Raw genomic sequence first — 15,761 nt, 5'->3', positions numbered from 1 at the left:
TGGGAAAAAAATTTAATCATTGCATCTATCGAATCAAATGTTATATTAAAAGAAGAACTGAATCGAATAAAAACCGAAAAAGGTTTTACAGTCGTAACCAAAATTGTTCGCTCGGGGCAAATTTTGGAAATTACAGGAGACCTATTGTTGATCGGTGATGTAAATCCGGGTGGCAAAGTGATGGCAAGCGGCAATATCTTCATTTTAGGAAGGTTAAAGGGAATGGCTCATGCGGGTATGAACGGTAATGAGGAAGCTGTAATTTGTGCTGCTACAATGACGCCGACCCAATTGCGAATTGCGGATTACTTTGGGCAGTCACTGGATCGGAATAAGATAAACGACGAATCAGAATGTGCCTATCTGAATCAAGAAAAGCAATTAGTTATTGATAGATTATCAGTTTTAAATAAGATTCGACCAAACATAAATCGTTTTGTGGAAGGAGGCTTGTCTTAATGGGTGAGGCAATCGTAATTACTTCTGGAAAAGGTGGAGTAGGGAAAACCACTTCTTCTGCTAATATAGGTACTGCTCTGGCTCTACAAGGGAAAAAGGTTTGTTTAGTTGATACCGATATCGGTTTACGTAATCTGGATGTTGTCATGGGCTTGGAAAACCGGATTATCTATGATATCGTCGATGTAGCTACAGGTCGCTGTAAATTACACCAAGCACTTGTTAAAGATAAACGTTTTGAAGATAAATTGTACTTACTTCCTGCCTCTCAAAGCAGTGATAAAACTGCGATAAATCCGGAACAGATGAAAAAGGTTGTCAATGATTTAAAAAATGAATTTGATTATGTCATTATCGACTGTCCCGCTGGTATTGAACAAGGTTTCCAAAATGCCATAGCCGGTGCTGATCGGGCTATTGTTGTGACCACGCCGGAAGTATCATCGGTACGTGATGCTGACCGAATTATCGGCTTACTGGAAAAAGAACCGATTGAACCGCCAAGATTGGTTATCAATCGAATCCGTACCAATATGGTTAAACGCGGGGAAATGCTTGATGTCGATGAAGTAACAAATATTTTGGCTATAGAACTAATTGGTATTGTGGCCGATGATGAAGAGGTCATTAAAGCATCAAATGTTGGCGAACCAATCGTTATGAATCCGGACAGTAAAGCAAGTATCGCTTACAGGAATATTGCAAGACGAATCTTAGGCGAATCGGTACCATTGCAACAGCTTGAAGATAACGGAAAAGGCATGTTTTCACGGTTGAAAAAATTTTTTGGTGCCCGGGCATAGGCATAAATTTTTACATATTTTGATATTTTTAAGAGGATGCTGATAAACATTGGCATTCTTTTTTTATTTTGATGATGCGCGGTCGCACCGATAGTTTTTTCATTGTTTAGCAGTCTAGCGCCAACGGTTCATGAGCGTACCCGGATCCAACTAGCAACAGAAGAATCCCTGAATTCAACAGTAAGGCTCTGCGAATTCACCAGTAGATTTCGAGAAATCACCAGTACCCTACCCGAATTCAACAGTGAAAAAGGAAAATTCACCAGTACTTGGATATGAATTCACCAGTAAAATTGAGTAATTCAACAGCTTGCCCCGTGAATTCACCAGTAAATTACGAGAAATCACCAGTACCCTACCCGAATTCAACAATAGGCCCCCAAAAAATTCAACAGCAGCAACACCGGAAGATTGAAAAAACAAGTTCCAAATTAGACATGTCATATAAACTGCGGACAAGTCATACATTTTACTGAGTGGACAATCCGAGTTTTTTCGGAAGGGGGGAGTAGTTTGAAAGATCGAAGGAAAGAAGTCTTGAAGCGGATTGAAAAACGCAAGAAATATAAACGATCCTATCCGCCTAAAACGATAGAAAGTGAAAGAAATGTGAAGACTCCAGTATTTCCAGAGTACCAAGAACAACATGACTTTACTTGGTTTTCCATGAATGAAGGAATGAAAAACACTGAACATCCGTTATTTAATCGAGAAATATTCTTATTTAAAATATTGGCTTCAGCTTGCTTAGTCCTTATTGTGGCCATTGCGTTCAAAAATCAATCACAACAGCTGGAACCGGTCCGTTCAACAGTGACGCAAGTAATGGAAAAAGAATTCCAATTTGCCATGGTTGCGGACTGGTATGAAGATACATTTGGTAAACCGTTAGCACTTTTCCCGGAGAAGGCACCAAATAAAAAAGAAGCGCCGGCTAAATATGCACTTCCGGCTAACGGGGTAATTCTAGAAGACTTTCAAGCGGATAATCAAGGTGTTACAATTCAAACGGTAAAAGGAGAAGCAGTCGAGGCAATTCAAAGCGGTGTTGTGAAATTTGCCGGTGTTGATAAAGAATTTGGAAAAACAATCATTATTCAACATCCGGATCAATCGGAAACTTGGTATGGACAGTTGGGGGAAATCAAAGTAAAAGCCTATGATAAAGTTCAAGCAGGCGATCAAATAGGTATCGTCTCATCAAAAGAAAACGAAACAACAGGCGAGTTTTATTTTGCCATTAAACAAGATGAAAAATTTATTGACCCTGTTCAGGTGATTAAGTTTGAATAAATGGCTCCGACTCCTGACCCAAATCCATATACATCCATTGCTTTGGCTTATTGTTGCAATTGCCGTAATAACTGCACGCTTTCAAGAACTGTTGCTGTTAATTGTTATTGTTCTGATTCATGAATTAGGCCATGCTGCGGCCGCTTCTTTTTTTTCATGGAGAATTAAGAACATTATCCTTTTACCATTTGGTGGAGTTTTAGAAACAGATGAACATGGAAATCGACCGATTAAAGAGGAGTTCATTGTCACAGTCTGTGGACCGGCTCAGCACGTTTGGATGATGATTTCCGCCTTTCTTTTTCATGAATGTCAAATAATCGGAGACAGAATATATACTGATTTTATCAACTATAACTTTATGATTTTGATATTTAATTGTTTGCCAATTATGCCTTTGGATGGAGGGAAAATCGTCTATTTGCTTTTTACCAAATATTATCCGTTCCATATTGCCTTGAAACGTTCGATTATTCTGTCACTTTTGTTCTTGTTCATATATTGTTCCGTTATTCTTATCGTTTTTCCTTTCCATTTAAACGGTTGGGTAATTGCCATCTTCTTATTTCTATCTTTACATAACGAATGGAAAAACCGGCCGTATACGTGGATGCGGTTTTTAATTGAACGATATCATCGACCGACCGATGAAGTGGGTCGTATAAAAAAGATCTATGCAAAAAAAGATGACTTACTTTCAAGTGCCATCGAAAAATTCCAGCGGGGAACCGGTCATCAAATTATTGTTATCGATGCAGGAAAACAGGTTGCCATCATTCCGGAGAAAAAAATTTTAAAATATTATTTTGAAAAATCTCCTATCCGGTTGAAATTGGAGGATTTACTTTATTAAAATGGAGAAGAGTTGAATGATATAAGAAGGATTGTGAAAATGAAACGATTACTAATCAATGCAAGAGAATCAGAAAAAAGAATGGCACTAATTGAGGATAAGCAAATCCAAAGACTGTATATTGAGCAACCGGAACAACAATCATTGCTCAGGAATATATATATTGGTATTGTTGAAAAAATCATGCCTAGTATGGATGCCGCTTTCATCAATATTGGAAAAGGAAAAAAGGGTTATTTACAACTGTCACAAAGTCCGGCAAATATGGAAAAAGATGACTCTATCAGGTCCCTGCCTAGAGTAAACCAAAGTGATAAAATGATTGTCCAAATTATTAAAGATGAAACCGATACAAAATATTACCGTTTGACGAGAAATATCGAACTTAGTGATGAGATGATCGTTTATATGCCATATGGGTATTATGTTGCCGCATCGAAAAAATTACCGAATGACGTAAGAAACCAACTTAAAATGTGGGCTGTCGAGACAAAGAAAGAAGCGGAAGGCATTTTGTTCCGTACCCGCGCTGAAAAATTAACGAAGGAAGAATTTGTCACTCGTCTCAATCAATTAAGAGCGGAGTTTCAACAACTTGAAAAACTTGCCGGTCATTTGAAAGCTCCTGCGCCAATAGTGGAGAAGAACTTGTTTTTTGAGGAAATAAAAAAGATTTATGACAAGGAAGAATTTACAGAGATAATCTGTGATGATTCAAACCTGTTCCGGCAACTGAAAACGGATTGGGAAAATCGCTGTCAACTTACGTATTATAAAGGAAGCGAAAATATTTTTTCCCATTTTATGTTAGATGATCAACTGGACACATTGCAGAAAAGGGTAGTATGGCTTGATAATGGTGCAAATATTGTCATTGAGGAAAATGAAGCTTTTACGGTCATCGATGTAAATACTGCTAAATCACCGAGTTATAAGTTGAAAAGGGATACCATCATGACAACGAACCGATTGGCCGCTAAGGAAATTGCCAGACAGGTCCGCCTCCGTAATATCGGTGGGAATATTCTGATTGATTTTATTAATATGCGGGATGATAAAGATAGGAAGGCAATCATTCAGCTTTTAAAAGAAGAATTTGCCCGGGATTATGAGCGAACAATTATTTACGGTTTTACGGCTTTAGGAATTTTGGAAATGTCGCGGAAAAGAACGAAACCGAGTCTTCTGAACCAAATAACGGTACCGTGCGCAACTTGTCATGGTACCGGTTTTGTTGAATCAGCTGCTACAATCGCCTTTCGCTTAGAGCGGGAATTATGGGCGTTTAAAAACAAAGATTTTTCGGAAGTTGTTATTGAAGCAACAGAAGACGTCATTAACTACTTTAGTGGGGAAAATAAACATCATCTCGAAAATTTAGAGAAAACCTTGCATTTTCTTATCAAATTTGAACAAGTGGAATTTCACAAGCCGTACTATTATATTAAAAGATTTGTCCGGTGATATAGCGATCGTAACGATTTTTTATGGATTGACATGTTTGTTTTATTATGATAGTATTCATATGTTATGGTTTGTAGCACCCGTGCTACAACCGCTCGTATTCGGTTTAAGATTTTGCAGATTGTGCAAAACACCGAATGGCGGCGAGTCTGAGTCTATAGAGGAGGTGCAATTATGTACGCGATTATTGAAACTGGCGGTAAACAACTTAAAGTTGAAGAAGGTCAATCGATTTATGTTGAAAAATTAAACGCAGCTGACGGTGAAACAGTAACTTTTGATAAAGTATTGTTCATCGGTGGCGAAAATGTTAAAGTTGGTGCTCCTTTTGTCGAAGGTGCTACGGTTACTGGTAAAGTAGAAAAACACGGTCGTCAAAAGAAAATTATTGTTTTCAAATATAAAGCGAAGAAAAACTATCGTAAAAAACAAGGTCATCGTCAACCTTATACAAAAGTTACGATTGAAAAAATTCAAGGCTAGGGCGACTGACAAATGATAAAAGTCACCATCAATCTAACGTCCGATCACAAAATTGCAGCCTTTACTGTTGAAGGTCATGCGAATTTTGATAAATACGGATCAGATGTTGTTTGTGCAGGGGTTTCTGCGGTGACAATCGGTACACTAAATGCAGTGGAATCCTTGGCAGGTGTTGTTCCGGATGTCGAACAAGGCGGTAAAGGAGGCTATCTCCATTGGCAAGTGCCGGAATTACCGAAAGAAACCGATGATAAAGTACAGCTTTTCCTTCAAGGAATGGTTGTCGCTTTACAATCAATTAAGGATAGTTACAGTGATTATATAAAAATTTCTTTCAAATAGTAGGAGGTGGAACAAATGCTAAGAATGGATCTTCAATTTTTTGCGTCTAAAAAAGGGGTAGGTTCGACAAAGAACGGTCGTGACTCCATTGCGAAACGTCTTGGTGCAAAACGTGCGGACGGTCAATTTGTAACGGGCGGTTCTATCCTTTATCGTCAACGCGGAACAAAAATCTATCCGGGTGAAAATGTAGGTCGCGGCGGCGATGATACATTATTTGCAAAAGTTGACGGTGTTGTCCGTTTCGAACGTATGGGACGCGACAAGAAAAAAGTCAGTGTATACCCGGTAGCAAAAGAAGCGTAAGTGGTAGCGGACTTCTAAAAAGGTCAGACAGCTGCAAACAATCTGCCAAGACTGTTTGTTTCGCGTGTCTGGCCTTTTGTATTTTGTCCTTCCTTTAGCATATTCACCGGAAAAATTTGTTTATGTTATACTTATGGTTAGCACCAAAACATATTTTCTAATAAACGCTAATGACCATTAGACTTACATATAGAGGGAAATTTTAGCCAAAACTAGGCGGAAATTTTTGGAGATAGTAACTAGGGACAAAGAAAAGTACAACCGCAAAAGCATCCAACAAGGACGAGCTTAATAGGACCAAACATACATAGAAACAGAGTGAAGGAAGGTTGAGGGGAAGTATGCGGGAATGGAATGTGATAGAGGTTTTACGGCATGCACGACATGATTGGTTGAACAGACTACAATTAATAAAAGGTTATATTGCCCTGGGAAATCTTGAAAAAGTTGATGAAATTATGAATGAAATTATCCATGCAGCCGAGCAGGAATCAAAATTATCCAATTTGACATTATCTAAATTTGTTTCTTTACTACTCACTTTTAATTGGGAACAGCATTCATTTGTTTTACATTATGAAGTATCAAGTCCTCGGAAATTAACCAATTTTAATGATGAAAAAATTTTTCAATGGTTCTCTAACTTGTTTCAGATCATTGACGACTATGCCGATCCAATTGTGCAAAATGATTTATACATAGAAATGAATTTGGAAGAAGATGTACTGTGTTTCTTTATTAAATTCTATGGAATAATAAAAGAGACAGAAGCAATAAAGCAATTTTTACATAAACAAACACCGAGCTTTTCAATAAACAGCGTAAATATCAATCCAGAAGCTTTGTCTTTTGAAATAAAAATTCATGGTGAATAACGTTAAGCATATGTTTTTCATGGAAGGAGATATTCAATGTTTGTCGATCAAGTAAAAATTTATGTTAAAGGTGGCGACGGAGGAAACGGGATGGTTGCTTTCCGTCGCGAAAAATATGTTCCAAAAGGTGGTCCGGCCGGTGGAGATGGCGGGAAAGGCGGCGATGTTATCTTTATTGTTGATGAAGGACTGCGCACATTAATGGATTTTCGTTATCAACGCCATTTCAAAGCGACAAAAGGAGAAAATGGTCGCTCAAAAAGTCAGCACGGAAAAAATGCCGAAGATTTGGTTGTAAAAGTTCCCCCGGGTACTGTTGTAAAAGATGATGATACGGGTGAGGTAATTGCTGACCTCGTTCGTCATGGCGAGCGGGCAGTCATTGCAAAAGGCGGTCGGGGCGGCAGAGGGAATATCCGATTTGCTACGTCAAGAAACCCCGCTCCGGAAATTGCGGAAAATGGAGAACCGGGGCAAGAACGGTATATTGTTTTGGAATTAAAAGTATTAGCAGATGTTGGTCTCGTTGGATTTCCCAGTGTCGGAAAGTCAACGCTTTTATCGATTGTATCTTCGGCAAGACCAAAAATTGCCGAATACCATTTTACGACGATTGTGCCGAATTTAGGTGTCGTTGAAACAGAAGATGGAAGAAGTTTTGTTATGGCTGATTTGCCGGGATTGATTGAAGGGGCGCATCAAGGTGCAGGGCTAGGACTTCAATTTTTACGCCATATTGAACGGACAAGGGTCATTGTCCACGTCATTGATATGGGTGCTGTGGAAGGGCGCGATCCATACCAAGATTTTTTAACGATTAATAAGGAATTAAAGGAATATAATTTGCGTTTAACCGAACGTCCTATGATGATTGCGGCCAATAAAATGGACATGCCCGGTGCGGAAGAAAATCTGGAAAAATTTAAGGAACAATTACAGGAAGATATTCCGATTTTCCCAATTTCGGCAGTTACCCAAAGCGGGATTCGTGATTTGCTTTTTGCGATTGCCGATACGTTGGAGAACACACCTGAATTCCCGCTCCACCATGTAGAAGAAGATGAAACGATAAACCGTGTTGTTTATAAACATGAAAAAGCTGAACAAGATTTTATCATTACCAGGGATCCGGATGGGGTATTTGTTTTAAGTGGAGAAAAAATTGAAAAGTTGTTCAAGATGACTGATTTTACCCATGATGAATCGGTTCGGCGATTTTCCAGACAATTGCGCGGCATGGGTGTAGATGATGCACTTCGGGAGCGCGGGGCAAAGGATGGCGATATCGTCCGTTTGCTTGATTTTGAGTTTGAGTTTATCGAATAGCTGAAAAACTGTCTTCATTTTGGGCAATTAATCCAGATTGAAGGCAGTTTTTTATTTTGGTAAAATCAATGGGACATTTTCGGGCAAAAGTTACTTAGTTTTTGTAAAAACCTCCACAAATTAACGACAACACGTCCTCGCTGTCCGAGTTAGCTTTTGATGAAAATCTGCACAAATCAACAGCAACACGTCTTCGTTGTCCGGGCAATACTTACTTAGCTTTTGATGAAAACCCGGTAAACAGAAAACAGGTAATTGCTGCAACGGTAGTCACCAAAATGGCCATCATTAAACCTAGTGCAGCCATAAACAGATCTTGTCCGGGATAATCAGGTTTCAGCGTGATGAACCAATAAACAAATACGATGGTTAAAAGAATATAAAAACTACTGCCAACAGCTCCCATAATCAACTGATCTCGTTTTGTTCCGCTCCATGCTTTGTTAAATAAAATCCATGCATATAAACTTATTAAGACAGCGGAAACCATCACAAAAAAATGTAAATAGGGAATCAAGAAATACATCAAGAGAAAAAGTATGAAAACGGTTATGGAAAAGAAAACCGCATTGACGGCAAATATAAACAGGCCGGCAAGCCACGGATTTTGATACCAAGCCCAATGGCTAAGAGTCCGGATAATTTTATTCTTATCATTAACCATTGCCAATATCGGTCTTTTTAAAAATTGAACAAGCAGTATCCCTATGAACCCCAATATAAATAGAAAAGTAAAACTCATATTTTAATCCTCCTGACAACCTTAAAATGGGGGGTCAATCTCATTTCCCACCTCTGAAAAATTTTTTCTTAATTATATTATAGATGCCTATTTATTGAATAACAATAAATTTTTATTGAATTGAGTTATATTTTTTCTGTTCCATAGACTTGTTTGATGATAAAGGTATTCAAGAGGTCTTGTAACGTAGAATCATTTTCAAACAATCTTTAAATATCCGCCCTTGCGACATAAATATTTCGGTATATTCATAAGTTTATACGAGAATGAATGGCAATTTGCCTATTGTTTCATACAATATATAGCGAGTTTAGATTAGGAGGGGAAATGAGTGAGGATTCACATTGTCCAAAAAGGAGATACACTGTGGAAGATTGCCCAAAAATATGGCGTCGACTTCAATCAGCTAAAAAGTATGAACACCCATTTATCGAATCCGGACCAAATAATGCCCGGAATGAAAATTAAAGTTCCCACCAATAGTGGAATGGTAAAAAAAGAAATGCCGGTTAAAGAGGTGCCAATTAATAAAGAAGCTCCAATTACTGAACACCCTTTCGCCCAAATTAAACCACCAACAATTCCTGTTGATGAACCGGTGAAAATGTTCGAACAACCAAAGGAAATTATTAAAGAAGTTCCCAAGCCGATTTATATGCCGAAACCGCCACAACCGATTATTCCGGAAATAGATATTAATAATTATTATATGGTCAACATGGCAAAAATGAACATCGAACAGCAACAACCGGTCCAGCAAGTTGAGATTCCTGTTTTTGAAAAAGAAGGACCGATCAAGGAAATGCCGGAACCGCCAAAAATGGAAGAACCGATTAAAGAAGCTCCGGAAATGATTCATCCTAAAATTGCTCAACCACCAATGATGATGCAACCAATGTATCCATGTTCGCCGTGTATACCGATGACACCTGTTTTACCCGGGTCAGGATTGCCATGTATGCCGCTAACTCCGGTTGTTTATTCACCATGCCAACAACCTATTCATCATGGTTTCCCATTTGCTAATCAACCTATGATGCAAGGAAGCGATCCGCAGATGGGGATGGGTGGTTTCGATCCGGGTATGATGCATGGAAGCGATCCTCAAATGATGATGCCTCCCCATGGGATGAGCGGTATCGACCCGAACGTGATGCAAGGGGCGGATTCACAAATGATGATGCCGATGCAGCCAAGTGGCCAGCAAATGATGGGAAGTTTTGACCCATCCACGATGCAACCGATGGCACAAGGGATGGACCAGCAAATGATGATGGACTCAATGAATCAAAGTGGATTCCAACCGATGATGTCACCGGGTATGGGAACTTACCAACATTCAACCGGAATGCCAATGGGAACCGGACAAATAAATTGGGATGATGATGGAATGGACTTGGATGATAATCAAGATGGTTCAACACTTTATCAAACCCCTATGACTGAGCATATGAAAAATCCAATGAGTATTCCTGACCAAGCTCCGTATTCGATGCCATTAACGACAAATCCAATGATGCAACCTTCTTTCACCCCGATGATGCAGCCAGCTTTCCCAATGACACAACAACAAACAAGTCCAATGATGCAACAAACGTATCCTATGGGTCAACAACCATATCCAATGATGCAACCGATGTTTGACATGCCGGGACAGGATGATTGCGGCTGTGGTGCACCACCTTTTGCCTTACCTCAAACCGGACCAATGGCAGGAGCAATGCCTTATCAAGCACCAATCGGATACACAGAACCAATGCAGTCGGGACATCCGTTTGGTCAAGGGTTTGGTAATATGCCCGGAATGGATATGGCAAACATGTATCAAACCATGCCGATGGGAATGGGATTTCCCGCAACTGGTGATATGACAGGTCAAATGTCCTATGATGAAATGGGAACCAATCAAAGAGACGAATTCGATGAAGACGATGAATAAAATTAATGCAAAAATCAGTGAGACCCAAACCCTCACTGATTTTTTACAATTATAAAACTTTCCAATAATAAGCTTAAGTTTTGCACCTTAGAAAACCAATCAATCGGCGAACACCAATTTCGTCACCATTTTGAGGTGAAAAACGCCTTATTTTGACGACGAGACCAATTTTCGTCGTCGTTTTTGGACGGAAAGCTTCATTTTTTGGCGACGAGGCCCGTTCTCGTCGTCGTTTTTGGACGGAAAGCTTCATTTTTTGGCGACGAGGCCCGTTCTCGTCGTCGTTTTTGGACGGAAAGCTTCATTTTTTGGCGACGAGATCCATTCTCGTCACTGTTTTGAGTCGAAAAACACCAACTTTTGGCGACGAAACCAATTCTCGTCGCCGTTTTGAAGTCGAAAACGCCCTTTTTTGGCGACGAGAGTAAATCTCGTCACCATTTGGAGCCGAAAAACTCCCTATTTTGGCGACGAAACCAATTCTCGTCGTCGTTTTGAAGTGAGAAACGCCCTATTTTGGCGACGAGATCGAATCTCGTCACCATTTTGAGGTGAGAAACGCTTCTTTTTGGCGACGAGACCAAATCTCGTCACCGTTTTGAAGTCGAAAACGCCCTTTTTTGGCGACGAGAGTAAATCTCGTCACCATTTGGAGCCGAAAAACGCCCTATTTTGGCGACAAAACCAAATCTCGTCACCATTTTGAGGTGAGAAACGCTTCTTTTTGGCGACGAGACCAAATCTCGTCACCATTTTGAGTCGAAAAACTCCCTATTTTGGCGACGAAACCAAATCTCGTCACCATTTTGAGGTGAGAAACGCTTCTTTTTGGCGACGAGGCCAATTTTCGTCGTCGTTTTTGGACAGAAAGCTTCATTTTTTGGCGACGAGGCCAATTTTCGTCGTCGTTTTTGGACGGAAAGCTTCATTTTTTGGCGACGAGATCCATTCTCGTCACTGTTTTGAGTCGAAAAACACCAACTTTTGGCGACGAAACCAATTCTCGTCGCCGTTTTGAAGTCGAAAACGCCCTTTTTTGGCGACGAGAGTAAATCTCGTCACCATTTGGAGCCGAAAAACGCCCTTTTTTGACGACGAGATCCATTCTCGTCACTGTTTTGAGTCGAAAAACACCAACTTTTGGCGACGAGATCCATTCTCGTCACTGATTTGAGTCGAAAAACATCAACTTTTGGCGACGAAACCAAATCTCGTCGCCGTTTTGAAGTCGAAAACGCCCTTTTTTGGCGACGAGAGTAAATCTCGTCACCATTTGGAGCCGAAAAACTCCCTATTTTGGCGACGAAACCAATTCTCATCACCATTTGTGGCGGAAAACCCTCTTTTTAGCTACGAAACATCCGCCCGTCTTTGGGATACGAAATTCAAATAACAAATCACATATTATCCCAAAATTGTTCAAGCAAAATTTCAAGAATATTTTTAGCAAGTATAACCGAAATTGTGCTATTATACTTATATATTTAAAAAAGGAAGTGTTTTCCAATGATTCAATTTCCAAAACCGGACGTGGAGAAATTTTTCAGGACATTAACAGTACAAAATTTCATTGTCAGCCCTGATGAAAAACAGCTCGTGATCAGTACAAATTTAAATGGTCACTTCAATTTATGGGCAATGGATCTGCCAAACCAGTTTCCTTATCCACTCACTTTCAAAAATCAAAACGTTCAAGATCTTCATTATGCAAAAACTGGTGAATTTATTATTGCCGGGTTTGATAATGATGGCGATGAAAATACACAGCTTTATGCATTGGCTCCAAATGGCGGCGAACTTGTTCCGCTTAGGGTCAGTGATGGCAACCGACACTTTTTCTCTCATTTAACAAAAGACGGTACCCGACTTTACTATGTTACTACCAGAAATAACGCAACCTACTTAAATACGTACCTATATAACATAGTGACAGGTGAGGAAGAACTTCTTCTTGAAGGAAAAGAGGCTCCGACCTTTTTAGAAGCAGTCAGTCCTGAAGAAAAAAGTTATGTTTACTATAGGCAATATGGAAATACATATGTACTGGCTTTTGTTCATATAGATGGTATGGATTTTTCACTAACGCCGAAAACACCGGATCAACATACTGTCTCCGATTTAGTCTACACATCCGAAACTGAAGTTTATTTTTTAACAGATTATAATGCGGACCTTTCCTATTTAGCAAAATTTGATTTAACAACAAAAGAATTTTCAAAGGTTTTACAAATTGAAAATGAAGATTTCTCGTCAGTGAAGTTTTCTAAGAAGGATCATCTTCTCTATTTACTTGGTTCATACGGGGTAGAAGACCGACTTTATGTGTACGACTTGACAAATGGTGAGCTGAAACAAGTCACAATTCCAACTAGTGTGGTTGAAAAAATTGTGGTCATGGATAGCGGCAAAGTTTATGTGCAAGGTCGATCTTCTACACTGCCTACTAATATATTTATATCCACTGATCAAGGGAAAACTTGGAAAGAATTAACGAAATTCCGGGTACCCGGTGTGGCAGAAGAGGATCTTGTTGAACCTGAGGTAATAAAATATCCTTCCTTCGATGGTTTGGAAATTGAAGCATTATTTTTCCGTGTCAAAAATGAAAATAATAACGGTCATGTTATTTTATGGCCACATGGCGGTCCACAATCATTGGAAAGAAAATGGTTCCGTTCGATGTTCCAATTCCTGTTGAACCGTGGTTATTCAATTTTTGCACCAAATTTTCGCGGTTCCTCTAATTACGGTCTGAAATTTATGAAGATGGTTGAAGGCGACTGGGGACACGGACCTCGCCTCGATAATATTGAAGGTTTGGAATGGTTAATAAAAAACGGCTATGCAGAACGGGACAAAATTTTATTATTTGGCGGCAGTTACGGTGGTTATATGTCTCTCCTTTTGCATGGTCGTCATGCAGAATACTTTAAAGCCGTTGTTGAACTGTTCGGACCGTCTAATCTCTTCTCCTTTATTGAATCGGTTCCGAATTTCTGGAAGCCTTTCATGGAACAATGGGTGGGCGATCCGGTTAAGGATAAAGAAAGATTGATTGCCGACTCGCCGATTACTTATTTAGACGGCATGACCAAACCAATGCTTGTCATTCAAGGCGCCAATGATCCGCGGGTTGTCAAGGCGGAATCAGATCAGGTAGTTGAAGCATTGCGCGAAAAAGGTCGTGACGTCGAATACATTGTTATTCCTGATGAAGGTCATGGCTTTTCGAAAAAGGAAAATGAAGTGAAGGTATATGCAAAAATACTTGAGTTCTTTGATCGATTTACAAATTAATCTTCTATAGCTCACGTCTGGCATTTTGCTCAGGCGTTTTTTTATAGCGGTGAAGGACCGAAAATTTCCCCGAGACCGATTCTCGAGACCAAATTTTGGGGTGAAGGACCGAAAATTTCCCCAAGACCGATTCCCGAGACCAAATTTTGGGGTGAAGGACCGAGAATTCCCCCGAGATCGATTCCCGAGACCAAATTTTGCGGTGAAGGAACGGAAATTTCCCTGAGATCGTTTCTCGAGACCAAATTCAGGAGTGAAAAACGTCCCCGAGCCAAGTTCTCGATGCCAAATGAATCCTTGTAATTTTGCATATCAAACGACATTTGTTACATGCTAATACTAACAAATCACTTGAATTGAATGAACATGCACGGTTGTATTTTTTTAAAATTGCTCCACAAATGAAATGATTAATGCTCAAAAAATTTTGCGGTCATATGATGTGCCTCTTTTATCGCCACTCGCTGATAAAATAATTAATGCCTAAAAAATTGCGTATATTCAGATAATATATGCTTGCATCTATATAAGCGCAAAATATTGTACTTTTTGCATTACCTTTTTAGAAATACGGACATATGAAGCGAACCATTAGGTACAAATAATATCATAATCATTTATGTTAGAAAACTTAACACAAGAATGTTTCTATGATAAAATAGAAATAATTTAATGGAAAGGATGACCAAAATTGGAAGAAAAGATTGAAAAACTGATCCTATGGCTGCAAGAACAAGTAAAAAATGCAAATTTGAACGGTTTGGTTGTAGGAATTAGCGGTGGCATCGATTCAGCCGTCGTTGCCCATTTAATCAAACGTGCATTTCCGAATAATTCATTAGGTGTTATTATGCCATGTAAAAGCAATCCAAAAGACGTGGAAGATGCAATGAAAGTTGTAGAAAGCTCCGGTATAAATTATGTAAAAATCGATTTAACCGAAACACATAATGTCTTATTCACTTCAATTGAAAAAGAATTAAAAGATAAGGGTGAGTGGGATAAAGAAAAAGCCCGTTTAGGCGACGCAAATATGAGAGCTCGTTTGCGTATGACTACTTTATACGCGGTCGCCAACAATTTTGGTTACCTCGTTACAGGTACAGATAATGCTGCGGAATGGTATACCGGTTATTTTACAAAATATGGCGATGGTGGCGTTGACCTTGTTCCACTTGTCAACTTTACAAAGGGAGAAGTTCGTGAAATGGCCAAAGTTCTCGGTGTGCCAAAAGAGATTATCGAAAAAGCTCCGAGCGCCGGACTTTGGGAAGGTCAAACAGATGAAAATGAAATGGGAACAACCTACGAAATGATCGATAAATATTTAAAAGGGGAAGCTGTCCCTGATAAGGATAAACAAGTAATTGAAAGAATGCATCGAATTTCTGAACATAAAAGAAATTTAGCAGCAAAACCACCAAAATTTTGATAATTGATCAGGAAAACTCGGTCCTGCCTTCGCTAAAAAGCTTGGTTGCCCGAGTTTTCTTTATTAATCATAATATTTTTCAACTTCCGGGTTATTATTTTTTGTCTATGGTCAAAATAATAATAGTATCCAAAGATTTTATTTGAA

At 39.3% G+C, this 15,761-nt stretch carries 20 protein-coding genes and 1 other annotated feature; of the genes, 19 read left to right on the top strand and 1 reads right to left on the bottom strand.

The annotated features are described in order from the left end of the window. The 10 genes from minC to obgE all read left to right on the top strand — a co-directional run. A partial coding sequence (minC, locus tag BT1A1_RS11515) for a septum site-determining protein MinC (protein WP_034771396.1) occupies positions 1 to 459 on the top strand: 459 nt, incomplete at its 5' end. Continuing rightward, positions 459 to 1,262 carry a septum site-determining protein MinD gene (gene minD, locus BT1A1_RS11510; protein ID WP_034771393.1) on the top strand — a complete coding sequence of 268 codons (804 nt, stop codon included), beginning with the start codon at positions 459 to 461 and terminating at the stop codon, positions 1,260 to 1,262. The genes minC and minD, both read left to right, overlap by 1 nt. Positions 1,263 to 1,775: 513 nt before the next feature. Beyond that, a complete protein-coding gene (locus BT1A1_RS11505) occupies positions 1,776 to 2,555 on the top strand; it encodes a M23 family metallopeptidase (RefSeq protein WP_034771385.1) in 780 nt (259 codons plus the stop codon). Beyond that, complete coding sequence (locus BT1A1_RS11500; protein WP_034771384.1) at positions 2,548 to 3,408, top strand: M50 family metallopeptidase; 861 nt, start codon at positions 2,548 to 2,550, stop codon at positions 3,406 to 3,408. The genes BT1A1_RS11505 and BT1A1_RS11500 overlap by 8 nt, the downstream gene beginning before the upstream one ends. 39 nt (positions 3,409 to 3,447) lie before the next feature. After that, positions 3,448 to 4,872: a ribonuclease E/G gene (locus tag BT1A1_RS11495; RefSeq protein WP_034771383.1), complete on the top strand. Its 1,425-nt coding sequence runs from the start codon at positions 3,448 to 3,450 to the stop codon at positions 4,870 to 4,872. 79 nt (positions 4,873 to 4,951) lie between these two features. Continuing rightward, positions 4,952 to 5,033, top strand: a sequence feature (ribosomal protein L21 leader region). Between the two features lie 13 nt (positions 5,034 to 5,046). Then, complete coding sequence (gene rplU, locus BT1A1_RS11490) at positions 5,047 to 5,355, top strand: 50S ribosomal protein L21 (RefSeq protein ID WP_034771382.1); 309 nt, start codon at positions 5,047 to 5,049, stop codon at positions 5,353 to 5,355. 12 nt (positions 5,356 to 5,367) lie between these two features. Further along, positions 5,368 to 5,697, top strand: coding sequence for a ribosomal-processing cysteine protease Prp (locus BT1A1_RS11485; RefSeq protein WP_034771381.1), 330 nt, complete (start codon positions 5,368 to 5,370; stop codon positions 5,695 to 5,697). Positions 5,698 to 5,712: 15 nt separating this feature from the next. Continuing rightward, positions 5,713 to 6,003: a 50S ribosomal protein L27 gene (gene rpmA / locus BT1A1_RS11480; RefSeq protein WP_034771380.1), complete on the top strand. Its 291-nt coding sequence runs from the start codon at positions 5,713 to 5,715 to the stop codon at positions 6,001 to 6,003. 341 nt (positions 6,004 to 6,344) lie between these two features. Further along, positions 6,345 to 6,878, top strand: a complete 534-nt coding sequence (locus tag BT1A1_RS11475; RefSeq protein WP_034771379.1) for a Spo0B C-terminal domain-containing protein — start codon at positions 6,345 to 6,347, stop codon at positions 6,876 to 6,878. 36 nt (positions 6,879 to 6,914) lie between these two features. Then, complete coding sequence (obgE, locus tag BT1A1_RS11470) at positions 6,915 to 8,204, top strand: GTPase ObgE (protein WP_034771378.1); 1,290 nt, start codon at positions 6,915 to 6,917, stop codon at positions 8,202 to 8,204. A 211-nt stretch (positions 8,205 to 8,415) separates the two neighbouring features. Here obgE and BT1A1_RS11465 read toward each other — a convergent pair whose 3' ends face one another. After that, on the bottom strand, positions 8,416 to 8,946 hold the full coding sequence (locus BT1A1_RS11465) for a hypothetical protein (RefSeq protein WP_034771375.1): 531 nt from the start codon (positions 8,944 to 8,946) through the stop codon (positions 8,416 to 8,418). A 331-nt stretch (positions 8,947 to 9,277) separates the two neighbouring features. Between BT1A1_RS11465 and safA the strand changes: the two genes are divergently transcribed. The 9 genes from safA to nadE all read left to right on the top strand — a co-directional run bounded on the left by safA (position 9,278) and on the right by nadE (position 15,614). Beyond that, complete coding sequence (safA, locus tag BT1A1_RS17440; protein WP_051989114.1) at positions 9,278 to 10,885, top strand: SafA/ExsA family spore coat assembly protein; 1,608 nt, start codon at positions 9,278 to 9,280, stop codon at positions 10,883 to 10,885. 152 nt (positions 10,886 to 11,037) lie between these two features. Next, positions 11,038 to 11,313, top strand: coding sequence for a hypothetical protein (locus tag BT1A1_RS18710; protein ID WP_156103226.1), 276 nt, complete (start codon positions 11,038 to 11,040; stop codon positions 11,311 to 11,313). Continuing rightward, entirely contained in the window at positions 11,298 to 11,435 is a 138-nt protein-coding gene (locus BT1A1_RS18705) for a hypothetical protein (RefSeq protein WP_156103225.1), read from the top strand. The genes BT1A1_RS18710 and BT1A1_RS18705 overlap by 16 nt, the downstream gene beginning before the upstream one ends. 18 nt (positions 11,436 to 11,453) lie before the next feature. Then, the gene (locus BT1A1_RS18700) at positions 11,454 to 11,591 is read left to right on the top strand and encodes a hypothetical protein (protein ID WP_156103224.1); all 138 of its coding nucleotides are present in this window, start codon (positions 11,454 to 11,456) and stop codon (positions 11,589 to 11,591) included. Positions 11,592 to 11,609: 18 nt separating this feature from the next. Beyond that, entirely contained in the window at positions 11,610 to 11,903 is a 294-nt protein-coding gene (locus BT1A1_RS18695; RefSeq protein WP_156103223.1) for a hypothetical protein, read from the top strand. Between the two features lie 18 nt (positions 11,904 to 11,921). Further along, entirely contained in the window at positions 11,922 to 12,059 is a 138-nt protein-coding gene (locus tag BT1A1_RS18690; RefSeq protein ID WP_156103222.1) for a hypothetical protein, read from the top strand. Positions 12,060 to 12,077: 18 nt separating this feature from the next. Beyond that, positions 12,078 to 12,278 carry a hypothetical protein gene (locus BT1A1_RS18685; RefSeq protein ID WP_156103221.1) on the top strand — a complete coding sequence of 67 codons (201 nt, stop codon included), beginning with the start codon at positions 12,078 to 12,080 and terminating at the stop codon, positions 12,276 to 12,278. Positions 12,279 to 12,391: 113 nt separating this feature from the next. Further along, positions 12,392 to 14,182: a S9 family peptidase gene (locus BT1A1_RS11450; RefSeq protein ID WP_034771373.1), complete on the top strand. Its 1,791-nt coding sequence runs from the start codon at positions 12,392 to 12,394 to the stop codon at positions 14,180 to 14,182. A gap of 691 nt (positions 14,183 to 14,873) precedes the next feature. Continuing rightward, positions 14,874 to 15,614, top strand: coding sequence for an NAD(+) synthase (gene nadE / locus BT1A1_RS11440; RefSeq protein WP_034771366.1), 741 nt, complete (start codon positions 14,874 to 14,876; stop codon positions 15,612 to 15,614). Positions 15,615 to 15,761: the final 147 nt, after the last annotated feature.

The organism is Caldibacillus thermoamylovorans (assembly GCF_000751775.1).
Classification (GTDB): Bacteria; Bacillota; Bacilli; order Bacillales; family Caldibacillaceae; genus Caldifermentibacillus; species Caldifermentibacillus hisashii.
Note: the sequence above shows the minus strand (reverse complement) of the source record. Positions and strands in the feature narration are given on the sequence as shown.